General features: G+C 65.2%; 27 protein-coding genes and 1 pseudogene. 15 read left to right on the top strand and 13 right to left on the bottom strand.

Going from position 1 to position 20,589, the window contains the following annotated elements; genetic code table 11:
• Positions 1-101: 101 nt before the first annotated feature.
• The 6 genes from AWB94_RS30560 to AWB94_RS30535 form a co-directional block, all read right to left on the bottom strand.
• The gene (locus AWB94_RS30560) at positions 102-605 is read right to left on the bottom strand and encodes a hypothetical protein (RefSeq protein WP_062660267.1); all 504 of its coding nucleotides are present in this window, start codon (positions 603-605) and stop codon (positions 102-104) included.
• A gap of 113 nt (positions 606-718) precedes the next feature.
• Complete coding sequence (locus AWB94_RS30555; protein ID WP_234794347.1) at positions 719-1,585, bottom strand: rep protein; 867 nt, start codon at positions 1,583-1,585, stop codon at positions 719-721.
• Positions 1,586-2,127: 542 nt separating this feature from the next.
• Positions 2,128-2,298 carry a toxin-antitoxin system gene (locus AWB94_RS30550; RefSeq protein WP_307188224.1) on the bottom strand — a complete coding sequence of 57 codons (171 nt, stop codon included), beginning with the start codon at positions 2,296-2,298 and terminating at the stop codon, positions 2,128-2,130.
• 132 nt (positions 2,299-2,430) lie between these two features.
• Positions 2,431-2,763, bottom strand: a complete 333-nt coding sequence (locus AWB94_RS30545) for a hypothetical protein (protein ID WP_062660265.1) — start codon at positions 2,761-2,763, stop codon at positions 2,431-2,433.
• An 85-nt stretch (positions 2,764-2,848) separates the two neighbouring features.
• Positions 2,849-3,169, bottom strand: a complete 321-nt coding sequence (locus AWB94_RS30540) for a hypothetical protein (protein WP_062660264.1) — start codon at positions 3,167-3,169, stop codon at positions 2,849-2,851.
• Positions 3,170-3,180: 11 nt separating this feature from the next.
• Positions 3,181-3,459: a hypothetical protein gene (locus AWB94_RS30535; RefSeq protein ID WP_062660263.1), complete on the bottom strand. Its 279-nt coding sequence runs from the start codon at positions 3,457-3,459 to the stop codon at positions 3,181-3,183.
• An 83-nt stretch (positions 3,460-3,542) separates the two neighbouring features.
• Between AWB94_RS30535 and AWB94_RS30530 the strand changes: the two genes are divergently transcribed.
• A complete protein-coding gene (locus AWB94_RS30530) occupies positions 3,543-3,770 on the top strand; it encodes a hypothetical protein (RefSeq protein WP_062660262.1) in 228 nt (75 codons plus the stop codon).
• Positions 3,771-3,894: 124 nt separating this feature from the next.
• Here the strand turns inward: AWB94_RS30530 and AWB94_RS30525 are convergent, their stop codons facing one another.
• Complete coding sequence (locus AWB94_RS30525; RefSeq protein WP_062660261.1) at positions 3,895-4,101, bottom strand: hypothetical protein; 207 nt, start codon at positions 4,099-4,101, stop codon at positions 3,895-3,897.
• Positions 4,102-4,566: 465 nt separating this feature from the next.
• Here AWB94_RS30525 and AWB94_RS30520 point away from each other — a divergent pair, with 465 nt between their 5' ends.
• The 3 genes from AWB94_RS30520 (at position 4,567) to AWB94_RS30510 (ending at position 6,323) form a co-directional block, all read left to right on the top strand.
• On the top strand, positions 4,567-5,124 hold the full coding sequence (locus AWB94_RS30520) for a nucleotide-binding protein (protein WP_234794348.1): 558 nt from the start codon (positions 4,567-4,569) through the stop codon (positions 5,122-5,124).
• On the top strand, positions 5,117-5,347 hold the full coding sequence (locus tag AWB94_RS30515; protein ID WP_062660260.1) for a hypothetical protein: 231 nt from the start codon (positions 5,117-5,119) through the stop codon (positions 5,345-5,347). The genes AWB94_RS30520 and AWB94_RS30515 overlap by 8 nt, the downstream gene beginning before the upstream one ends.
• A gap of 256 nt (positions 5,348-5,603) precedes the next feature.
• Positions 5,604-6,323 carry a hypothetical protein gene (locus tag AWB94_RS30510; protein WP_234794350.1) on the top strand — a complete coding sequence of 240 codons (720 nt, stop codon included), beginning with the start codon at positions 5,604-5,606 and terminating at the stop codon, positions 6,321-6,323.
• 102 nt (positions 6,324-6,425) lie between these two features.
• On the opposite strand, the gene AWB94_RS30505 is transcribed toward AWB94_RS30510, so the two are convergent.
• Positions 6,426-6,614, bottom strand: coding sequence for a hypothetical protein (locus AWB94_RS30505; RefSeq protein WP_062660258.1), 189 nt, complete (start codon positions 6,612-6,614; stop codon positions 6,426-6,428).
• Positions 6,615-6,774: 160 nt separating this feature from the next.
• Between AWB94_RS30505 and AWB94_RS30500 the strand changes: the two genes are divergently transcribed.
• Complete coding sequence (locus AWB94_RS30500; RefSeq protein WP_234811944.1) at positions 6,775-6,960, top strand: hypothetical protein; 186 nt, start codon at positions 6,775-6,777, stop codon at positions 6,958-6,960.
• A 483-nt stretch (positions 6,961-7,443) separates the two neighbouring features.
• A complete protein-coding gene (locus AWB94_RS35355) occupies positions 7,444-7,617 on the top strand; it encodes a hypothetical protein (protein WP_165605436.1) in 174 nt (57 codons plus the stop codon).
• Positions 7,618-7,859: 242 nt separating this feature from the next.
• On the opposite strand, the gene AWB94_RS30495 is transcribed toward AWB94_RS35355, so the two are convergent.
• Both AWB94_RS30495 and AWB94_RS30490 read right to left on the bottom strand, forming a co-directional pair.
• Positions 7,860-8,072, bottom strand: a complete 213-nt coding sequence (locus tag AWB94_RS30495) for a hypothetical protein (RefSeq protein WP_062660280.1) — start codon at positions 8,070-8,072, stop codon at positions 7,860-7,862.
• Positions 8,073-8,240: 168 nt separating this feature from the next.
• The gene (locus AWB94_RS30490; protein ID WP_062660279.1) at positions 8,241-8,996 is read right to left on the bottom strand and encodes a YfbU family protein; all 756 of its coding nucleotides are present in this window, start codon (positions 8,994-8,996) and stop codon (positions 8,241-8,243) included.
• A 248-nt stretch (positions 8,997-9,244) separates the two neighbouring features.
• Between AWB94_RS30490 and AWB94_RS30485 the strand changes: the two genes are divergently transcribed.
• Genes AWB94_RS30485 through AWB94_RS30460 form a run of 6 tightly spaced genes read left to right on the top strand, consistent with a single transcriptional unit; the run spans position 9,245 to position 14,743 of the window.
• Positions 9,245-10,012, top strand: coding sequence for an AraC family transcriptional regulator (locus tag AWB94_RS30485; RefSeq protein WP_062660278.1), 768 nt, complete (start codon positions 9,245-9,247; stop codon positions 10,010-10,012).
• A 48-nt stretch (positions 10,013-10,060) separates the two neighbouring features.
• Positions 10,061-11,035 carry a sterol desaturase family protein gene (locus AWB94_RS30480; RefSeq protein ID WP_062660283.1) on the top strand — a complete coding sequence of 325 codons (975 nt, stop codon included), beginning with the start codon at positions 10,061-10,063 and terminating at the stop codon, positions 11,033-11,035.
• Positions 11,036-11,052: 17 nt separating this feature from the next.
• Positions 11,053-11,466, top strand: coding sequence for an ArsR/SmtB family transcription factor (locus tag AWB94_RS30475; protein ID WP_201029645.1), 414 nt, complete (start codon positions 11,053-11,055; stop codon positions 11,464-11,466).
• Positions 11,463-13,430, top strand: a complete 1,968-nt coding sequence (locus AWB94_RS30470; protein ID WP_062660277.1) for a heavy metal translocating P-type ATPase — start codon at positions 11,463-11,465, stop codon at positions 13,428-13,430. Before AWB94_RS30475 ends, AWB94_RS30470 begins: the two co-directional genes overlap by 4 nt.
• Positions 13,431-13,488: 58 nt before the next feature.
• Entirely contained in the window at positions 13,489-14,088 is a 600-nt protein-coding gene (locus AWB94_RS30465; protein ID WP_062660276.1) for a cadmium resistance transporter, read from the top strand.
• A 58-nt stretch (positions 14,089-14,146) separates the two neighbouring features.
• Positions 14,147-14,743: a TlpA family protein disulfide reductase gene (locus tag AWB94_RS30460; RefSeq protein WP_062660275.1), complete on the top strand. Its 597-nt coding sequence runs from the start codon at positions 14,147-14,149 to the stop codon at positions 14,741-14,743.
• Between the two features lie 50 nt (positions 14,744-14,793).
• Here the strand turns inward: AWB94_RS30460 and AWB94_RS30455 are convergent, their stop codons facing one another.
• The gene (locus AWB94_RS30455; protein WP_062660274.1) at positions 14,794-15,138 is read right to left on the bottom strand and encodes a DUF3703 domain-containing protein; all 345 of its coding nucleotides are present in this window, start codon (positions 15,136-15,138) and stop codon (positions 14,794-14,796) included.
• Positions 15,139-15,326: 188 nt separating this feature from the next.
• On the opposite strand from AWB94_RS30455, the gene AWB94_RS30450 reads away from it, so the two are divergent.
• A complete protein-coding gene (locus AWB94_RS30450) occupies positions 15,327-15,923 on the top strand; it encodes a recombinase family protein (protein WP_062660273.1) in 597 nt (198 codons plus the stop codon).
• Positions 15,924-15,946: 23 nt separating this feature from the next.
• Here AWB94_RS30450 and AWB94_RS30445 read toward each other — a convergent pair whose 3' ends face one another.
• Both AWB94_RS30445 and AWB94_RS30440 read right to left on the bottom strand, forming a co-directional pair.
• Positions 15,947-17,209 (bottom strand): hypothetical protein, encoded by a 1,263-nt coding sequence (locus AWB94_RS30445; RefSeq protein ID WP_062660272.1) that lies wholly within the window; start codon positions 17,207-17,209, stop codon positions 15,947-15,949.
• Entirely contained in the window at positions 17,206-18,399 is a 1,194-nt protein-coding gene (locus tag AWB94_RS30440; protein WP_131805460.1) for a coiled-coil domain-containing protein, read from the bottom strand. Before AWB94_RS30440 ends, AWB94_RS30445 begins: the two co-directional genes overlap by 4 nt.
• 292 nt (positions 18,400-18,691) lie before the next feature.
• Here AWB94_RS30440 and AWB94_RS30435 point away from each other — a divergent pair, with 292 nt between their 5' ends.
• Together AWB94_RS30435 and AWB94_RS30430 are read left to right on the top strand one after the other, a co-directional pair.
• On the top strand, positions 18,692-19,183 hold the full coding sequence (locus AWB94_RS30435) for a hypothetical protein (RefSeq protein WP_234794346.1): 492 nt from the start codon (positions 18,692-18,694) through the stop codon (positions 19,181-19,183).
• A pseudogene (locus AWB94_RS30430) lies at positions 19,183-20,589 on the top strand (hypothetical protein); the annotation flags it as partial. The gene AWB94_RS30435 and the pseudogene AWB94_RS30430, both read left to right, overlap by 1 nt.

Below are 20,589 nucleotides of genomic sequence, written 5' to 3'. Positions count from 1 at the left end.
GAGGGCGAGAGGAGCTGAGGTATGTAAGTGGGGTGGTGGAGCGTGCGCAAGTGAGACACGTTGAGCGGAAGGAAAATTGGATGACGAGATGGATGAGCGAGTTAGTGCTGAGGCGGGCGTAGTGGTGGCGGCGGTCGATGGTGCTGGCGCTGCGCTCGGCGCACGGTGGCGGCGTCGAGAGTGGCGTGCACTCCGGCGCGGTCCTGGGACCCGATGAACAGCACGTCATCGCGGCGGCTGTGGGAGCCCCACCCCTGGCTGGCTGCGACGGCGACCACCGAGCCCGGCTGTACCTGGTGATGCCAGAACCACGCATCACGCCACGTCGAGCCAGGCTCACCATAGATCGACACCCGCGCCTTGCACCCCTTCTTGGGGTGACGCTCATAGACCTTCTGCACATACAGCAGACGCAACCGGTGCGCGGCGGCGTAGTCGTGCAGCGCTATCCAGCGCTGCACTGCATCAGATGGATGCGCGCTCGGATGCCCAGCACGGGTGAACTGTCCGGGGGTGTTGAACGGTGTGCGTGGCTGCTTTCGCTGAACCACCACAACGGTTACGGTGATGATCACGGCCAGCGCCACCAGAACGATCAGATCCACAACGCATCTCTCCCACGGTCATGTGGTGTAGCCGCCCGCTGCTGGCGCACCCGTTCGGGTGAAACCCACTGGCCCAGTTTGGCAACCACTAGGGCGTGGTGGCGTGGGTCATCTCAACGATAGGCCGCTGTCGCTGCAATGAACGTGTGATGGGTGCGGGCCATCACACGGGCGCGTTGGGAGCGTGCAGTGAGGATCTGGCGGATCTCTTCTTGGCGGGCTGCGATGACCGCGCGCGCTGCGTCGGTGAGCACCACCGGTTGCGGCGTCTGGTCGATGCTGGGGGCGGCGCAGCCGCCGGCCTTTGTCGGGATCGTTTTCTCGGGGGGTGTCCAGGACAGTCGTCGTAACCGGCTGGCGAGGAATGCACCGGGGTTGGCGATGTGGTCGGGCCACGTCGTTCCTCGGGCGCGCATGTCGGCGTTGAGCGCGTCGTTGACCGCACGCGCAGACCACACCGCAGGGTCGATGCCGACGCCGCTGAGCGCATCGCAGATTGCACCGATGTGGGCGCGGTCCAGACCGTGCGTGATCGCGACCAGTCCAGCCGCCAGTTTCTGGATGGCGAGCGGGCGCGCGGTAGCGCGCCGCGGCCGTGCTTGTCGTGTTTTGTCGCAGCATCGGTTGGCGGGCGCGCTCGCGCGCCCGCTTGGTGAGTAACTCCCTACGGGAGAAGAACAACCAACACCGCCTGACGGCGGTAGGTGGAAATCATGCACGAGCGGACCGGTCGCTGGACGGGCTTCGCGACGCGGCACCAGGTGGTACACCGAGGGTCGACGGCCGACGCTGGGGGTGTTTGTCGAACCGTGGCCCCGCTGCGCTTCCACAGCCCATCTGGAGACCCGCAGCACGCGCCACGCGGCGGTCACCGTGCGCACGTCGCAACCCACCTTGTCGGCGATTGTCGCGCGGGTGACAGCGACGTGGCGGCCGGTGCCGTGATCGGCGTGCTCGGCCATCACCGTGGCGATCGACAACAGCGTGGCCGTCGTGATGGACACCCGCGCCTCAGCGCACAGCTGCCCGAACGCCGGGGAGTGCACCCACCGCGACAGCCCGTCGAGCCACCCGGCGCGACTGGTCCACATCGGCGCAGACGGTGCGCAGGAGCCGGCGCGCGTCACCCAGTCACGGCGACGCTCGTGCGCCAGCGCACGCACCACATGCGGACTGGGAGCAGCAGAAGCTACAGACGCGCCAAGCGGCGTCGGCCACGCACTGTTCGCCCAACGCGGGCGTGTGCTCAAGAGGTCACGGTTTGCGCACCGATCGCGCGCCGAAGCTGGTGCAGCTTCAGGGCGTGCGCTACCGTGAGAACTGTCCAGCAAGACAGATCCCTTCGGGGAATGGGTGCGGACCCGGAACCGAGCTGCGAACTCGGTTCGAAACCCCCGACAGGGCCTCGCTAACGCGGGGCCTTCGTCATGTCAGCGGGAGAATCCGCACACCAGCTATTCAGATGTCACGTATGCCAAGACCCTGCCCTCCAAGCAGAACTTTTCGAGGTCCTGGCGGGTGATCACATCGCCAGCGGCAGAACCTCCTTGTCTAGTTCGCGGACCAGCTCGGGATGGCCGGCCTGGATGGCCAACAGGTCGGCCACGTATTGCGAGACAGACATGCCTCGGTCGGCGGCCTGCTGCTTGATCTTTTCGGAAACGAGACGCTCCGGGCGGGTGAGCAGTTCCACGCGGTCGCCTTTACGGGGTCGAGGCATGAATCGAAGACTGCCAGCAACAACGCGGTATCTGATACAGGACACGCCGGGGTTTGTGATGTTTTTGTGACTGGTGAGGTCATGCCGCCGCTGCGCTTTCCGGGGCTAGTTGGTGTCGGGATCGATGATGAGTTCGTACAGCTCCGTGCTGAGGACCTGGCGTACCGCCTGGGCGCGGGCCTGAGCCCTCAATGCGCCTTGCGTCGACAGGTTCGGGAGGTGGCCACCGTGGCGGCGTGTCCAGTCTTGAATGCTGCGCTCCCCTAAGGTCGCGGCCGTTGCGCGGGCCATCCAGGTGATCTTGTCGACCTCGGCATCGATGAAGTCCGCTCGATGGGCCTGGGTCCATTCCTCGGGTAGCCCGAGGTTGGTGGTGTAGACGGTTTGGACCGCGCGGTGAATTGCGGGATCGACGGGTGGCGGCATGGTTTCGGACATGCAGGCGTGCACGCGGCGAGGGCGTGCGGTGCGGGCCGGAAAGCGTGGTGTCACGATTCCGACCGCTTCCTCCCCAGGGCTGGGCCTAGGGCTCGAAGTGGGAGCGGAAGCCTTCGAGCCAGTCCGCCCGCGCGTGGCCGGTGAGATCGCCTGGAACCCATGTCTCGGCGTCGTCGGGGCCGTCTGCGTCGCCGCTGGCCACCCGTTCGTGGGCTTCGAGGTAGCCGGCGACGTGCATGTCATCGGACTGGGAGAAGACGGCCTGGATGGTGTCCAGGTTCGTCGTGAAGTCCCGGTAGGCGGCGCGGCGCTCGGCGTCATCGGTGTAGTCACCGCCGTACCGCTGCAGCCATGCGTGCCAGTGCTCGGTGGAGCCTGGCTTCGGCGGCGGCGAGGGTGCGCTCATCAGAGCCGACTTTAGGCCGCCGCACCGACGACCAGCGCGGTACAGCGTGACCCGCCGAGCATGTCCAGGATCGGGGCGCCGGTCGATGCGGGCTCGTAGATCACCGACCGCAACACCCGCTCGAAGGCGAGATCCACTGCCGGGGCCTCCTCCAGGAGCAGATCGAGGAGCTTCTCTGCGGCGGGGGTGTTGAACGGATTGGCTGTCAGCTGCGCACACAGCGCACGGACCTGGGACGCGAAGTCCCGGACCGCACTCACGTCGTCTTGGACCGTGCCGAGGGTTTCCATGCCCACCACTGTAAGAGCGTGCGTGCATACATGCAAGCAAATTGCGTGCAACCTACTTTTAGTGATGCATGTAGCATGCGTGCATGCCCGATTCGGCTGGTGATGCTCTCGACGGCGGCGCGGCCGACGCCGGCAGTAGCGCGCTGCCGCTGCGTAAGCGGCAGCAGAAGGTGCCGTTGAACACCTATGTGCGTCCAGGCACGCAGCAGCGCGTGGAGGTGTTGAAGGACCGTGGGTACGCGGTCACCGACATCGTGGATGCGGCGCTCAACGAGTTCTTGGATCGTGCCGGGGTGCCCCAGGCCGAGTAGATCGGACCCCTGGAGCCTGGCCAGCGTTTCCCGCCCGACTTCCTCGCAGTGGCCACCACCCACCGTTTCGCCACAATCGAGGCCGAGGAAGTCCGCTCCCCTTCCCCCCATGAGGCGGGGCTTCTCACGGTCGTCGCACGGACGTGATGATCGTGGCCACCGCTTCGAGGCCGACCCCGACGATGGCACCGATTGCTCGGCCGACTTCGCCGATGGTGACCTTGGAGTCGGGAATGCGGGCCAGGTAGCCCGCGAGCACGCAGATCGCCAGGCCCAGGACCGTGATCGCCACGACGATGATCGCCACGACGATCAGGATGGATTCGCTCATTGGGCGTCTCCTTGTTCGGTGGTCAGGAGATGGCTCCTGGAGCTGGCTGTAGTCCCGCTCTCTTCTTCTGGGCTGGCACAGCGTGCTTTACCTGGCACTGGCCGCACCTTTCTCGTCGTGGTTCCGGTACACGGGGGAAGTACCGGCCCTGGAGCTGTTTTCCGTCGCGTGGCAGGTGGCGGCAGTTCCAGGTCTCGCCTGAGCAGGTATAGACCTGCGGGGTGCAACGTCCGGTTCGCCGAAGTGCTCGGCACCGCTGGAGGGGTTGCGCGTTTGGGATTGGTAGTGGCATGCCCTCTAATGCCGGCTTGTCGGCCGGAATCCCGACAAATCAGGTTGTTACGGTCAGATCACAATGCTGGAAGTGTGCCCTGAACTGGCCGGACGTAATAACGTCACAGTGCAATGACGCATATACGTCATTGCACTGTGACGTATACTGGCGGCATGCCTACAGTCTCTTTGGTGCACACCAAAGGCGGCGTTGCGAAGACAACGTCGGCGGTGTATCTCGCGGTGGCCGCGCATCGCCGTGGCCTTGATGTCGTGCTTATCGATGCCGACCCTCAGGGGTCGGCGCTGGAGTGGGCGGCGGCGGCGGCCGACGACCCGTTTCCTTTCCCCGTGGTGCCGGCCCGGCGGCCACTCGACGTCAACGGCCGTCAGGATCTGACGATCGTCGACACTCCCCCTGGCACGGCCCAGGTTATCCAGGAAGCGATCGAACTCGCCGATCTGGTCGTAGTGCCCACGGGGGCCTCACCGCTGGACGTGCGCCGCGTATGGCCAACCCTGGAGATCACCGCACACAGACCCACTGCTGTCCTTTTGACCGGTGTGGACCTGCGAACCCGTTTAGCCGATGAGGTGAAAACCCTGCTTGAGAACGAGGGGGTGCCAGTGATCGGGACGCGGATCGTGCGGCGTGAGGGGATTCGGCGGGCGTTCGGTTCGGCTCCGAGCCAGCTGCACGGCTATGACGACGTGTTGAACGAATTGATGGAGGCGCTAGTCCATGTCTGATCTGTCTTCGAAGATGGCCGCGCGGGTGAAGACGGAACCGGCGAAACGGGCGGCCGAAGCGTTCCGCTCCCCCACCGACGACATGCAGCGCGCCACCGTCTATCTGCCTCGTGCCACGGTGCGTGGGTTGAAGCAGGCCGCGCTGGATCAGGACACGAGCATGAGCAGAATCCTCACGGACCTGGCCGAACAGTGGCTGGCGCAGAACGTCAAGACGCAATGACGTATAGACGTAATTACGTCCATACGTCATTGCGTCCTAGCCCGTGGGCTCGCTACTGAGGCGGCGGGCCGCTCCTTCACAAGCCGTTGATGCCGTGACGGGTCCGGTGTATGCTTGCTGGCAGATGCAGCCGGTTCTCCGAGCTGTTCGTGAAGAAGCCTCCCTCCTTGTGAGGGGGGCTTCCTTGTTTCTGGCACAGTGACCGGTTATGCCCGTAGTCCCGGCCGAGGTCTTCAAGTGCCTACACGCTTCGCGGTTGGCGCACTATCGGGCGGTTGCGGGCGGTCAGGATGCCGACGCGCTGGCGTTGTACGAGTGGAATATCGAGCTCGCTTCGGCCTTGCAAGATCCGCTAGGGATTGCCGAGGTCGCAGTGCGTCACGCGATCGACACGCAGCTAAGCAACTGGTCGCAACAACATGGACATGGCGCTGACTGGATCAACTACATCGCCCACATTCCGTACCTGTCCGGACCGGCGGTGTTCACCACGACGCGTCACAAGCTGTACAAGGCAGCAGACCAATCGCGCCGATCTCGGCCGACGAGCCATCCCCGGCACGGGGACGCGATCACCCACGACGACCTAGTGGCGCACGTGATGTTCGGAACCTGGGCCAGTCTTCTGCCGGAGAAGTTCGACGCGAGCTGGGTGGACCCGAACGGAAATCCGGTTCAAAACCAGGTGAACCTGCAAGCTCGACGCGACTTATGGCGCAACTGCCTGCACGGGGGATTTCCGAACGTCAAACAGGACCCGCGGGGCTACGGCACGGGTAACAAGGTGCGCGACCTCCGCAAGCTCCGTAACCGCGTTTCACACATGGACTCGCTGCTCTACGTGGACGTGAAACACCTACACGACCGTGTTCTGCTGCCGCTGCTGAACTCAATCAGCTACGACCTACACGATTGGGTGGACGGTCGGAGTCAGGTCCGCGCGGTGCTAGCTCAAAGGCCGGGAAATACAACGTAATGACGTACAGACGTATAGACGTATTTGCACCTATACGTCATTACGTCACACATGTTTGACCCACCTTGGCAAGGTGCGGTTCTCAGGTGCTTGGCAGGGGGATCACGCCTCTTCGGTCCGCCGGGCATAGCGGTCCCGCGCAGCCCGCCGTTCAGCATTGGCGATGTCCCCGTTGAACTCTGACGCCAGATCGTCGTAGTCGACATCGAAGTCATCGGGCACAACGAGGTCAGGTAGTTGACCAAAGCAGCGTGTCAGCGGCTTCGAGGTGTCGTCGCCGTCGCTCCTCACGCCTCCAGGGTAGGGGGAGTTGGACAATGGTGTGCGGAGCGCGGCGATGCGAGGGAACTTGTTTGGAATCGTTCGAACGCATACGGCGTCATCAAGCGCCGGGCAAAGATGACCGGATGGTTCAGAACGACCCTGGCCGCAAGTCCGCCGACATCCTGCTGTGTCGTTGCCCGTGGAGTTGAAAGAGCGGATGGTCAACACCATTACGTGGACACGGCCGTACACCGGCATCGGACAGCAGCAGAAGTTCATCCGCAAGGCGATCACCGACCTGTGTGAGCACCTCGAAGAGGAGTTCAATTCCGGCAAGGCGTTCGAGCCGGGAGTCGCCACCCCCGACGAGTGACACATCGTCCTCGATGAAGACGGGGACCCGCGCCTGATCCAAATGCGGCGCAGTGCGACACGCCCAGGTTGCCTGCTTCCATTCGGGCGCATCTAGCTGCGAGTACAGTGAATGAGGTGCCGTTAGTGCGCCCAAAAGCCGGTTGATGTCAGCACATCCCCGGACCTTTCTGTCACCCCCGCTTTGGCTTTGATACCGGTAGACTTGCCGCACAATCGCAGTAGCACGACTGTGTCCACATCCGGTCGCTACCCTCGAAAACCTTTTCTCCCGCCCTGTTAGCGGGCTCACCGAACAACTGCGCACACAGCCAGTTCCGTAGGTTGTCCAGCCATCGAAATATACTGCTGGACTGATCTTTTCATGGTTTCACCCATGAAAAGGCGCGCTATTTTGCGCGTCGAAGCCGGGTCTTCCCGGCTTTTTTTGTGCCCGGCCCCCGGTCGGGCACTTTCTGTTGGTACACCTCGCAAGGAGGTCAATATGGTCGTCTCGGGCGCGTGGAATCTGATCTGGATTCTGCCTGTGCTGGTGATGGTCTACCAAGCGGTGTTCTGCCGACGAGATGAGCCGTCAGAACGCATCGTGGCCATCCTCGGTGGGCTCGCCGGGATCGTGAGCGCCGCCGCGGCTGCGCTTCGCGAGTGGCTTCGGTAGCCCCCTGAAATGAGCGTCCTTTCCGCCGGGAGAAAGCCGCCGATGCCGCCGTAGCCTCCTGTGCGCCGGACGGCCCCGTCAGCGGCTCCACGCGCATACCACGACGCTGACTCTCGCCTCGCAGTCGTCGAATCTCGATTTCGACGCGCGAGGCTTTTTCATGCCCAGACACGGCCAGGGGCCACTCCTACGCGGGTCACATAGGCCGTCACGGGGCGGACTAACAGCCAGTCGCGGGCGGCCTACTGCAGCACTCGACGGACCCATGTACCGATCGGGGCATCAAGGCAGCGACCGGACCCGGGCTCGCCCGACACCAGACGACGCCAGTGCTGCGCCGGATGTGGCTGGGAGCTGAGGACCGGCCAGCTCGACTGTGAGTCCTGGTCGAAAAGGAAGTCGTCAGCCTGAATCGCTTCGATGAGCACCCACTGAGTGCTGATCTGGTTTCTCATGCCGAGAACGGTAGTTCGACGCCGAATACTCTGCTGCACAGCTTTCCCGGCGGCCTCGCGCTCCTGAGTGGGGCACCGGATTTTCAGACCCAACCGGGCCGCTTGCGGGCCGGGCGGGAGCCGTCTCGTGTCTTTTGCACCAGGCCGGGCGAGCCAGGCCCTCTCGAGCTAGCCGCGGCGCGACGGGTGGCGAGCGTCTGCGATCTGCTGTAGCTCGTCGAGGGACAGCAGGTAGTCCTCTCGGTGGAATCCGCGGTCTCGGCTGGCCTTGATGCGGCGGTGTTCGGCAACCATGCGCATGTAGGTGTCAAGCATGAGGGAGTGGGAGTTTCCCTCATCGTTGCTCTTCCACTGTTCGTGCAGTTCAGCCCACCGGCCGTCGCTCATGAGGAACTCGACGTAGCGGGCCATGTGGTTTTCCAGTCCGTCGTTGCCGTCGAAGCCCTTAAATTCCAGCTCGTACTTGAGGTCCTCGTCGACGGCGGTACCGTCCTTCTCCAGCCGCCGGATGCTGAAGGTGATGATGCGGAACATGTCGAGGATGTCCAGGACACGGCCACAATCACGCTTGGACAGCTCGGGGCTGAACCCGGCGACTTCACGCCAGTACTCCCCGGTGTAGCCCGCCTCGATCACCCGCGCACGCCCCAGCTGATAACCGAGGTCTCCGTCCACGTCGTCGTTGCCCTCGGGCAGCACGCGCGCGAGGATGCGGTGAAGCAGGGAGAGCACCTGCCGATCGGCAATCCGCATCGTCTCCGGCGCCGGCAGGTCACCGTGGTCCTCCTTGGACTCATAGCCAGGGACGAGCGCCGCCGTGAGCAGATCGCGGACGTACTCGCTGACGGTGACACCCTCCGCGTCAGCCATGTCCTTGAGTTCATCGCGGACCTGATCGTCGACTCGGATATTCAAGACGGCCATATCGTTCTCCTTAACGTAATTTTGTATGACTGAATGCACTCATTGTCATACATCATTACATGTATGACAATGGTTGGGTGAGCAAATTTAAGGCAGCGAGGCGTGTCCTCGATCAGGGCGGAGCCGCCGCCGCCCCAACGGAGCTGACTGGCCACGCCTGTCTCGTTTGTAGAGAATGTGGACGTCTCAGTTCCCGTCTTGGCATCGCCCTCAACATCTGATTGTGGCGCTATAATCGTTCCGTTGCGATGAATCTAAGGGCCGGCGATCCCTTTGTTGCTCCGCGTTGGGGCGGGTCGGCGCTGCTGCGCCTGGGAGTTCTGGCATTCTCCGGCTCAATCGGCCCCACTGATGCTCATGCCCACCACGCGGTGCAGGTCATCACTGCAACGACGCCTGTCACGGTGCTCGACGGACGCGGCGCGCGACACCGTGGAACGAAGGTAGTTGTGCCCGCTGACGCGCCACATCGGATCGAGGTCGGGGCCCATGAGGGCACGGTGATATTCCTGGAGCCGGAGTCCGCGCCGGGTCGGTCCGCGCACCTGCGGGCACAGCGTTCCGGGTGGGCGATCGCGCCCACGTTGGCGTCTACTCGTCGTCGCGCGTTGGCCGCGGTGGTCGACGAACTGGTCGAAAGCCTGGCGCCCGGCATCGCCGAAGGCGTTGTGGCGTCCCTTCATCCGGCGGTCGAGCACGCGTTGCGGCTGTTGCCCGACCTGGTGGCCGCCGGACCCGTTACCGGCACGGAAACGGCGGCGCGCGTGGGGGTTTCGGCGAGCCGATTGACGCATCTGTTCACCGAGCAGGTCGGTATCCCGCTGCGGCGCTACGTGCTGTGGACGCGGTTACGGATCGCGATCATCCGCGTGCAGGCCGGGGATGATCTGACCGGTGCCGCGCACGGGGCGGGGTTCGCTGACAGCGCTCACCTGACCCGGACCACCCGTGAGATGTTTGGCCTGCCACCCTCGGTGCTGAGCCGACACGTGTCCTGGGATCTCGACAGCGGGTAGCCGAATCATTCAAGCCTCGTCGCGGCGGTGGCCGCGACGATTCAGGGCATGGGTACGACTTCTTCTCCGCCATTGACGAGGGTGATCACTGCGGTCCAGGCGGTGGCCCGCTACGGCTACGTGCCGTTCCTGCTGATCGGCCTCAACGGTGCGGGCATCGCCGTGGCCGCCGCCGGCGCACCGAAGTACTGGCTGCTGATCATTCTGGCGGCCGCGATCGCGACGGCGTTCGTGGTGGAGCGGGTCATCCCGTATGACCCGCAGTGGAACCACGACCGCGCCGACAGCACCCGTGACCGCATCCACGTCGCGGTCAACGAAACCCTCATCCTGGCCAGCGTCGCCGCCATCCCGCTGCTGGCCGCGATCGTCCCGGCACCCCAGTTGTGGCCGCACAGCTGGCCATTCGTCGCACAAGTCCTGGCCGCGGTCCTGGTTGCCGATTTCGGGATCACCGTGGTGCATTTGGCCAGCCACAAAGTCGGGTTCCTGTGGCGCTTCCACGCGGTGCACCACAGCATCACCCGCTTCTACGGCCTCAACGGTCTGATGAAACACCCGCTGCACCAAACCGTGGAGATGGCCGCCGGGGTGGCACCGCTGATCCTGATCGGGCTGCCCGTCGACGTGGCCTCCGCTCTGGCCCTGGCGGTGGCGATCCAGCTGCTGCTGCAGCACTCCAACGCTGACTACCGCATCGGCCCGGCGAAGTACGTGCTGGCCCTCAACGAAGGCCACCGCTTCCACCACCTCAAATGGGCCGGCATCGGTGATGTCAACTTCGGGCTGTTCACCTTGGTGTGGGACCACCTGATGCGCACCTTCTCCTACGACCCCACCCGCCGCTTCGACTCGACCCAGCTGGGCATGGCCGCCAAGCCCGACTACCCCAGCAGTTACCTGCGCCAGATGATCTACCCGTTCACCCACAACGGCGGCTGCGCCGTGAAGTCCATGGCCCCGACGACGAACGGCGCGGCGGAGACGTCGGTCCCAGACCCGGCCTCGAAGTATCGCTGCTGACCGGCTATCATCGTCATATGGCGATGAATAAGGTGGAAGCGGACGGCTGCCTCACCGGCAGCGCCTCGGGGAGTTCGAATCTGGATGCCGCGGTGGCACTGTTTCACAGCCTCTCCGACTCGGCCCGGTTGGCGATCGTGCGCCGCCTGGCCGACGGGGAGGCCCGCGTGGTCGACCTGATCGGGGAGCTGGGGTTGGCGCAATCCACGGTGTCGGCTCATGTGGCGTGCCTGCGGGACTGCGGCCTGGTCAGCGGCCGCCCCGAAGGCCGGCAGGTGTTCTACTCATTGACCCGCCCTGAGCTGCTCGATCTGCTCGCCTCGGCCGAAACCCTGCTGGCCGCCACCGGCAACCAGGTGGCGCTGTGCCCCACCTACGGCACCCGCGCCCGCACCGGCGCGACGAGGGGTACGCAGGAGACCCGCCGATGAGCGATGCATGCGGCTGCGGCAACGGCGAACCCCGCGGCGCCGACGAGCAGGACCGCGAGCCCGAGCGGCTCTGGCAGATCAAAGAACTGCAGTTCGCCGCCCTCTCGGGAGTGTTGCTGCTGGCAGCGGTGATCGCCGGGTTCCTCGACGCCGCCGAGCCGGTAGTCCTGGCGCTGGAAGCGGTGGCGCTGCTGGCCGGCGCCTACACCTTCGTGCCGTCCACCCTGAAGCGGCTGGCGAAGGGCAAAATCGGGGTCGGCACGCTGATGACCATCGCCGCGGTGGGCGCGGTGATCCTCGGCGAGGTCGGTGAGGCCGCCATGCTGGCCTTCCTGTTCTCCATCAGTGAGGGACTGGAGGAGTACTCGCTGGCCCGCACTCGCCGCGGACTGCGCGCGCTATTGTCGCTGGTCCCCGACGAGGCCACCGTGCTGCGTGACGGCGCCGAAAAGACCGTCGCGCCTGCGGATTTGCAGATTGGTGACCGGACGCTGGTCAAGCCCGGTGAGCGTGTCGCCACCGACGGCATCATCCGCCACGGTCGCACCGCGCTGGATGTCTCGGCCATCACCGGCGAGTCAGTTCCCGTGGAGGTCGGGCCCGGTGATGAGGTGTTCGCCGGGTCGATCAACGGCACCGGGGCACTCGAGGTGGAGGTCACCACCACCGCCGAGGACAACTCACTGGCCCGCATCGTGCGCATCGTGGAGGCCGAGCAGTCCCGCAAGGGCGCCTCCCAACGCCTGGCCGATCGCATCGCCAAACCCCTAGTGCCCGGGATCATGATCGTCGCGGCGCTGATCGCGGTGATCGGCAGCCTGCTCGGCGACTCGGCCACCTGGATCGAGCGGGCCCTGGTGGTGCTGGTCGCCGCCTCACCGTGCGCCCTGGCGATCTCGGTGCCGGTCACCGTGGTGGCCGCCATCGGCGCCGCCAGCAAGCTCGGTGCGCTGGTCAAGGGCGGCGCGGCACTGGAAGGGCTGGGCAAGATCCGCGGCGTCGCCCTGGACAAGACCGGCACACTCACCGCGAACCGGCCCGCCGTGATCGACGTGGCCACCACCAACGGCGCCACCCGCGCCCAGGTGCTGGATGTGGCGGCCGCCTTGGAAGCGCGCAGCGAGCACCCGCTGGCCGCGGCGATCCTCGCCGCCGTCGATGACGTCACCCCTGCCACCGACGTCGAGGCCGTCACCGGCGCCGGGCTCACCGGCCACCGCGACGGGCACACCATCCGCCTGGGCCGCCCCGGCTGGCTCGACCCCGGCCCGCTCGCCGGTGACGTCGCCCGCATGCAGCGGACCGGGGCCACCGCGGTCCTCGTCGAAGACGACGGCGAAGTGATCGGCGCCATCGCCGTGCGCGACGAGCTGCGGCCTGAGGCCGCCGAGGTGGTCGCCCGGTTGCGCCGCGACGGCTATCACGTGGCGATGCTCACCGGCGACAACACGGCCACCGCCGCGGCGCTGGCCCGCGATGTCGGGATCGAGGACGTGCACGCCGAGCTGCGCCCCGAAGACAAAGCGCGGCTGATCGAACAGCTCCGGGCTCAGCGCCCCACCGCGATGGTCGGTGATGGCGTCAACGACGCTCCCGCGCTGGCCACCGCCGACGTGGGGATCGCGATGGGCGCGATGGGCACCGACGTGGCCATCGAAACCGCCGACGTGGCGTTGATGGGTGAAGACCTGCGCCACCTTCCCCAAGCGTTCAGCCATGCCCGGCGGGCGCGGCGGATCATGCTGCAAAACGTCGGCCTGTCTCTGGGCCTGATCATCGCGTTGGTGCCGCTGGCCTTGTTCGGGGTGCTCGGGCTGGCCGCCGTGGTGCTGGTCCACGAACTTGCCGAGATCGTGGTCATCGCCAACGGTGTGCGGGCCGGACGCAGCACACCGCTGGCCGGCGCGCCGGCCGATCCGGCAGCCAGCCCCACTCGCGCGGCGCCGGTCGGCGCGCCGTCGTGACCACCGGCGTGGTGACTTATGGGCGGGTAAACGACACCGCAGACACGGGGGCAGGCGCATGATCGTGTCGTCGGTTCTGCCCGCCATCGGCCTGTTCATCGTCACCAACATCGACGACATCATCGTGCTCTCGCTGTTCTTCGCCCGCGGCGCGGGACAACGCGGCACCACGGCCCGGATCACCGCAGGCCAATACCTCGGATTTGCGGGGATTCTGGGCGCGGCGGTGCTAGTGACACTGGGTGCTGGAGCGTTCCTCCCCCCGGAGGTCATCCCGTACTTCGGGCTCATACCCCTGGCCCTGGGACTGTGGGCGGCCTGGGAAGCCTGGCGTGGCAACGATGACGATGACGACGACGACAAGGTGGCCGGCAAGAACGTCGGTGTCTTAACCGTCGCAGCAGTCACCTTCGCCAACGGCGGAGACAACATCGGGGTCTACGTTCCGGTCTTCTTAAGCGTGGGACCTGCGGCCGTGGTGGCCTACTGCATCGTCTTCCTCGCCCTCGTCGCGGTCCTCGTCCTCGCCGCCCGATTCGTCGCCACCCGCCGCCCGATCGCCGAAGTCCTCGAACGCTGGGAACACGTCCTGTTCCCGATCGTCTTGATCGGACTGGGCATCTTCATCCTGGTCAGCGGCCTCGCCTTTGAAAACTAGGCAGCCAGGAACACCGACGGTGCAATCGGCGACAACGTGGTCATCGAAAGGAATTTTCGTGCCGAGCCTCAGGCGATGTATCGCCGTCGTGGCAGCCGTTGTCGTCGCCGCAGCCTCGGTCACCGGCTGCACCACCGGCGAGGATGCCGTGGCCCAAGGCGGCACCTTCGACTTCGTCTCACCCGGCGGCCAAACCGCGATTTTCTACGACCCACCCTCGACACGGGGCACCATCGGCAATCTCAGCGGACCCGACCTGTTCACCGACAAGCTGATCCGGCTGTCCGATTTCACCGGCAAGGTCGTCGTCATCAACGTGTGGGGCTCCTGGTGTGCGCCCTGCCGCACCGAAACACCGGAACTGGAAACGGTGTACACCGAGTACCGCGATCGGGGCGTGCAATTCCTTGGCATCGACGTCCGCGACAACCGGGACACCGCACGCGATTTCGTCACCGACCGCAACGTGCAATATCCCTCCCTCTTCGACCCCTCACTGCGCAGCCTGATCACCCTGGGACGTAACTATCCGACCAGCGTGGTGCCCACCACGATGGTCCTGGACCGCCAGCACAGGGTCGCAGCGGTATACCTCATGGCACTCCTGGCCGAAGACCTACGGCCGCTACTCGACCGGCTCACCACCGAACCCTGACACCTCCACGGGGGATACCAGCCTGGCGTCTCCGGTCGCCGTGGCGGCGCTCATCTACTGGTGACGGCTGCGGCGAGATCGTCGGGAATGGGCATCGGCGTCATCAGCCCTGCCGTGACGCGGCCGGTGTTGCCGACGGGATACCGACCGCTCATCGACCCGGGGGCGGCGACAATGAGGCGCAGCACCTGCCCGAGTGCTTCGCGGCGATCGCGCTGACGCACGGCCAACACCAGCATGGCGGCGTGGTTGCAGGTGTGCAGCCACGGATCTGGCTGCGACACGATGTGAGCCCGCTCCAGATGTCGCCACCGCACCAGCGCATCGTCGGCCTTCCTGGCCGCCTCCATCTCGCGTCGATACACCAGCCGGGCCTGCACACTGATCCTTGGCATCACACTGGCTCCTGCCCTTGACCAGGCTCTGGCGCGCGGATAGACGTCCGTCTCGTATCTAGAGAAACGAGACAGCCCACGCAGCCAAACGCTGCGGTCGCATAGCGCCAGGTCGCGCTGTCTCATTTCCTGTCTCACACCGCGTGTCTCAGATCCTCGATGTCGGAGGACAATGAGACGGTAGCGGTGTGACAACGATCCTTGGGTACGCCCGCGTGAGCACCGCCGGCCAGGACCTCGATGGGCAGCTGGCCGCACTGGCGGCTCAGGGCGTCGGATCCGGCCAGGTATTCACCGACAAGCTCTCGGGCGCGGTGAACACCGAGCGGCCCGGCTTGGCGGCCCTGCTGCACTACGCCCGAGAGGGGGACACGGTGGTGGTCGCCGCCATCGATCGACTCGGCCGTTCTGTCGCTGAGGTCACCCGCACCATCGCGGATCTTGGCGAGCGACGAATCCTGTTGCGCGCCTTGCGCGAAGGCATCGACACCGGCACACCGACAGGCCGCGCCGTGGCCGCAATCATGGCCACCCTGGCCGAACTCGAACTCGAACTCGGCCGCGAACGCCGCGCCGCTTCCCGAGACTCCCGCCGAGCGCGTCATCTGCCGGCCACCAAACCCGCCAAACTCACCAGTGAGCGACAGCAACAACTCCGTCGTCTCGCCGCCACCGGAGAACCCGTTCACGAACTTGCCAAAGCGTTCGGCATCAGCCGAGCAACGGCATACCGATACCTCTCCGCGCCCGTGGAAAGCCGTGCCGTGAAGGCCGGCGGGGGATAGGTTGACTCAGCCCGCGCCATCTTCTAGTTCATTTGAGAGTCTGCAAGCAGATCGGCAATAGCGATCGCTTCGGGCATCGTCCACGTCGATGCTTCGTCAGCAAGGATCTGCATCCACGATGGCGCTTCAGCGGTTGCTCGGTCAGCGGCATCTGCTCGTACCTTGAGCGCCAAGATCCCGACCCGAACCAGCACGGGAACGTTGAGATGTCTCACTGCCAGGATTGTTTCGCCAGCAATACCCGCGGCCACTGTTTTCGACAGACTGGCCGCACCAGCTACGGCATGGGCGGCAAGCAGCATCTCGGTGCGCTTGGCTGCAGCCGCCGTGGAAAGCCGGGGACTGCCTCCGTCGCAATAGGCCGTCAGATGTGTGTGGGTGCGAATGATCAGTTCGGTCGCAAACATGCCGAGACCAGGGGTAAGCACTCCCGAGCGCAGGTTCAAACCATCACCGGAGTTTGTTCCTGCATAGGCCTCGTGGGCGAATTTCCGTAGATCTCGGTCTGGCATGTCGTAGAGGAGCGACCAGCCAGGCAGGGGAAGGCTCATAGGGGTGACGAAGTCTGCTGCCCAGTGCTTGAGTAGCACCGCGGCTGCAAGATGGAGCTCCGGTGCCTGAACGAACGGCAGACCAGAACGGGTTGTGGTCACGACTGCGGCGATGCGCTCACCGTTTTCCCACACGGTGCCCCTGAATGTGCCGGAGCGGATTTGGTTGAGTCCTTCGAGGAAGCGGCCGATATCGTGGCCGGCTGATCGCACTCGGTGGGCGGGTCCCCCGAACTTTGGTCCGGTGTAGTCGATGGGCAGGCGCGCTGCCTCTTTCTCCCATCTACGGAGAAAGTCGGTCTTTTTCAGCCAAGACAGGCCACCGAGAACAGCCGAATCGATCTGATGGTCGTAGAGGTTCGCGAGGGCGCCGAGAAACCCTGCGATACCGACAACGGCGAAATCGCTTGGCTCCCAGTCAATTCGCTGCGCCGCCCGCCATGTTGTGAGTTGCTCGGCGGCGACGGGATCAATCATGTCGTTCAGATCGGCCTCACCCCATGCCTCAGCCGATCGGCGCTCGCGGTTGTGCTCAGTGATCGCGGTGTAGCTGAGGGCAGTTGGCGCCGTCGACACGCGCTCCGCTAGTTCATGATCCAGCGGTTGTCCGGCCAGGGCCGCCCTCGCCAGCGCCTCAACGTCGTTGAGGTCTCGCCCCAGGGCGTCGAGGTTATCCACGAAATCAGCGTCGACCACCAACTTTGGGTCGCCACTCTCACTGTGGTCGGCGCTCACGCAGCTTCCTCGAGGTCATCAGCGAGAGCGGCAACCCCCTCAGCAAGTTTTTCCGCAGCGCCCCGTTCGTCTTTGAGTTCTTCCATCTCTGCAAGGATCACTTGAAGATCGGCGTCCTCCGGGCCGGTAACCCGCTCAATGAGCTTGTCAGTGACAGCGCGGAAACGCGCGAGGCGGTCTTCGGCCTCTAGCCGCTTCTCCCGCTCTGCATCAACCTGCGCCTGTTTCGATTCGAGCTGGAGACGAAGTTGTTCGATCCGCTCACTGAGCGCCACCACAATTTGTCCCAGATTGGCGACACGCTCACGGAAGCTGACAATGACGGCCTTTGCGGCTTCCTCGTTGCCATCGACATCACGCAAAACAAGCTGGGTGACGACGTGCAAACGTACGGCATCAGCCGCGACACAGGCGAGAGTGATACCCGACATGCGACCACTGAGCGTTGCCGCACCTGCACCAGCCACACCGGTGAGTCCCGTAATCAGTGCCGCGCCGCCAGCCATACCGAAACCTCCCGCGGCGATTGACCCGCCGCCGAGGGCTGCCATGCCAGCAGTGGTCGCGACCGCGCCCGAATAGCCAAGGACGAGGGAACCGTAGATTCCTGCGATTGCGGGCGCCGCGAGCCCCCCGGTCAGTAGTCCCAGCCCCAGCCCTGCACCAGCCAGCAGCGCGTACTTCGTCCATGAACCCACCGACGACAACTTCTTGATCGCGTCCCTGTACGCGGTTTCTACAGCCGCGAGATCTTCGGGGTGCAGCTGGTCCAGGGCCTGATGCGCCTCAGACAGGGTTCGGGCTCGGACGCCGCTGTCCCACTTGCCCTCCACCCACGGCTCAAAACCATACAAATCGATCAGGACAAGCAGTGCCCGCGACCGTTTCGCGACCACACCTGAGATTTCCGGGCCTGCATCCTCCAGCGCCTCAAGATCTGGGCCATCACCAGACGTCGCAATTCGGCGGACAACTTCAGCAACTGGATACGACCAGTCTTCTTCGGATCGGCTCTCAATACCCTGGACTGCGGCAATGCGAAAAGCATTTCGAATGTTCCGCTTTGCCGCGAGGTGATCTCCAGCCGACGCCGCGATATCGCGCTGCATCATCCGGTACTGCCATGCCGTCAGAATGAAGTCCTCGTCCGCCGAGAGCTCAAGCTTCTTCTGTACCTGCACGCCGTCCACCGCCACCACGGTAGCGGCGCCCCACGACATCACAACCGTTTCCAACATCCGTCATGGCCGCGGCCCTCCACGTCATCGTTCGACGGGCGGCTGAGCTGCCCCGCTGTGTGTCTAAACCCGTCATTTTAGACACATATCTGGGTTGCCCGTCGAATTGCTCGGTGTTGCCTATAGGTGACATGAGCTGCGCAAACTCAGAATTTGAATGTGGCTCCGGCGGTGGCTCGATGTCTGCCAATCGCGATACGGTCGTCCTATGAGGATGGGGGTCCGGCGGCCCCACCGCACTGGGATGGCCGTCGCTGCGACAGCACTGGTGCTCGCTGCCGGCGCGGCGGTGACCAGCGGCCTGGCCCTGGTCCACACAGTCGAACCAGCGCAGCACACAGTCAACGTCGTCGCACCTCCGCCGGCCACCTACAGCAGCAGCGAGGTTGAGGCGGCGAAGTCCGCTGCATGCTCTGCCTGGGAGCGGTCAGCGCGATCAACGGCGTTGGCGAGTAGAGCGAGTGCCGAAGCTCTGGAACAGAGCTGGCGTAGTCCCGAAAGCGTTGAAGCGCTGGCGACAGAGAAGCGAACCGGAATGGCTGCCGTCTCCTATCTGCGTTCTCAAATGAGTGCTGCGACACCGCTTTCGACTGAAAAGCCGCTAAGCGACTGGATCGACGCCCGTATCGACATGCTGCACGCGTTGAATATGCGTCACTGGGAGCAAGCAGATCACGAACAGCAGCGCGGCAACGATCTGATCGGTGTCATCCGAAGTGAATGCGGGTTGCGCTGATGCCGGCCGCTGGGGGATCTGCGGGTTCATATGGGCGGCTGATTGTCACGCCGGACATGGAGCCACCTGATGCCGCGCACTGGGACGCCCAGGAGCAGACCTACCGAGCGGGCGCGACGGCGTGGGACGGCATCCACCAGAAGATCGTCACCGACAACGCGCAGTTTCGCGATGCCGCCGATTCCCAGGGGTTCGATGAGGCCCACCGGGCCGGGGCGGTGCTGGCCGAGGAAGCCAAGACGATCGCCGAATGGCACGACAAGTGCGCCAACAAGTGCGCCAACATCGCCACGGTGCTCCGTGACACGCGTGCAGGCCAAGAACAGCTGATCCGCGAGGCTGATCCCAAGATCGCCGCGGCGAAGCTGCCTGGCGAGGCCGAAGCGCTCGTTGCCGAGTACCACGGCGTTGCCATGTATCAGACCGAGGCGGGGGTTACGGCCGCGATGGCCGCTCACACCTCCTTCAAGAGAAGTAGCGAAAACACAAGAGCCCTGAGCCTTTTGACGAAATGGGGCGAGGTCCCCGCTACACCACCCGCCCAGCCTCTCGACCAACCGTCACCGGGCATCGCCCAAGGCGACGATCCACTGAGCGACACCAAGAAGCCCACACCCGGCGAGGATGCGCCCAGACCCCCGGCAGAGGCACCGACCGACAAAGCAGGTACCTCCGTCACGCAGCCTGGGGTCACTCCAGGCGCCGATGCCGGGACGGGCAGAACTGCTGTGGGCGATGAGGGACTTGCTGCATCGGGGCCGGTTACTCAGGCGACACCGGGAGCAGCTGCTGCGCCGCGGCCGGCGACACCGCTGGGTGGCGGTGTGCCGTCGATGGGCGGGCTGGGGAGCGGCGGTGGCGGGATGGGTTCCGGGGGCGGGATTCCGAAGATGCCCGGCGGCCTGGGCAGTGGCGGGATGCCGGGGGTGGGGTCCAATCCGCTCAGTGGCGGTGTCGGTCAGATGCCTGGCGCGGCAAGCGGGTTGCCGAACTCGGGAGCCCTGTCAGGTGCGGGCAGCGCGTCGCCGTTGTCGTCTGCGTTCAACCAGGGAATGGCGACTACGGCAGGGATGGGCGGCGGAATACCGTCTGCGCCGCCTCCAGCCCCCGCGAGTCCGTCACCGGCCCTGTCGGCCGGTGGTGGGCACGCGGCACCCCCGGTGTCGGCTGCCCCTGGCGGTGGTGTATCGCCAGCGGCGGCGCAGCCGGGCATGGTGTCCCCGGCCGCGCCGGCTGCCGCGCCTACCGGAACCGGTGTGGGTTCCGGAGGCGGTGCTGCGCCGATGATGCTTCCGCCGGGGTCGATGGGTCCCCCAGCAGGTGCGCCGCCCCCGGCGCCAACCGTGCCGGCGGGCACCCTCGGCTCAGCTAATGCTCCAGCAGCGTCCGCCCCGTCCGCAGCGAGT

Source organism: Mycolicibacterium canariasense (assembly GCF_002101555.1).
Taxonomy (GTDB): domain Bacteria; phylum Actinomycetota; class Actinomycetes; order Mycobacteriales; family Mycobacteriaceae; genus Mycobacterium; species Mycobacterium canariasense.
This window is presented reverse-complemented; position numbering and strand designations above follow the sequence as displayed.

Excerpts from the sequence above, each read along its gene's own strand:
- AWB94_RS30485 (WP_062660278.1), top strand. The coding sequence starts at position 9,245 with ATGAATCTAAGGGCCGGCGATCCCTTTGTTGCTCCGCGTTGGGGCGGG.
- AWB94_RS30545 (WP_062660265.1), bottom strand. The coding sequence starts at position 2,763 with ATGTCCGAAACCATGCCGCCACCCGTCGATCCCGCAATTCACCGCGCG.
- AWB94_RS30480 (WP_062660283.1), top strand. The coding sequence starts at position 10,061 with ATGGGTACGACTTCTTCTCCGCCATTGACGAGGGTGATCACTGCGGTC.
- AWB94_RS30530 (WP_062660262.1), top strand. The coding sequence starts at position 3,543 with ATGCCCGATTCGGCTGGTGATGCTCTCGACGGCGGCGCGGCCGACGCC.
- AWB94_RS30515 (WP_062660260.1), top strand. The coding sequence starts at position 5,117 with ATGTCTGATCTGTCTTCGAAGATGGCCGCGCGGGTGAAGACGGAACCG.
- AWB94_RS30525 (WP_062660261.1), bottom strand. The coding sequence starts at position 4,101 with ATGAGCGAATCCATCCTGATCGTCGTGGCGATCATCGTCGTGGCGATC.
- AWB94_RS30465 (WP_062660276.1), top strand. The coding sequence starts at position 13,489 with ATGATCGTGTCGTCGGTTCTGCCCGCCATCGGCCTGTTCATCGTCACC.
- AWB94_RS30475 (WP_201029645.1), top strand. The coding sequence starts at position 11,053 with ATGGCGATGAATAAGGTGGAAGCGGACGGCTGCCTCACCGGCAGCGCC.
- AWB94_RS30495 (WP_062660280.1), bottom strand. The coding sequence starts at position 8,072 with ATGAGAAACCAGATCAGCACTCAGTGGGTGCTCATCGAAGCGATTCAG.
- AWB94_RS30535 (WP_062660263.1), bottom strand. The coding sequence starts at position 3,459 with ATGGAAACCCTCGGCACGGTCCAAGACGACGTGAGTGCGGTCCGGGAC.
- AWB94_RS30435 (WP_234794346.1), top strand. The coding sequence starts at position 18,692 with ATGGCCGTCGCTGCGACAGCACTGGTGCTCGCTGCCGGCGCGGCGGTG.
- AWB94_RS30455 (WP_062660274.1), bottom strand. The coding sequence starts at position 15,138 with ATGCCAAGGATCAGTGTGCAGGCCCGGCTGGTGTATCGACGCGAGATG.
- AWB94_RS30490 (WP_062660279.1), bottom strand. The coding sequence starts at position 8,996 with ATGGCCGTCTTGAATATCCGAGTCGACGATCAGGTCCGCGATGAACTC.
- AWB94_RS30470 (WP_062660277.1), top strand. The coding sequence starts at position 11,463 with ATGAGCGATGCATGCGGCTGCGGCAACGGCGAACCCCGCGGCGCCGAC.
- AWB94_RS35355 (WP_165605436.1), top strand. The coding sequence starts at position 7,444 with ATGGTCGTCTCGGGCGCGTGGAATCTGATCTGGATTCTGCCTGTGCTG.
- AWB94_RS30540 (WP_062660264.1), bottom strand. The coding sequence starts at position 3,169 with ATGAGCGCACCCTCGCCGCCGCCGAAGCCAGGCTCCACCGAGCACTGG.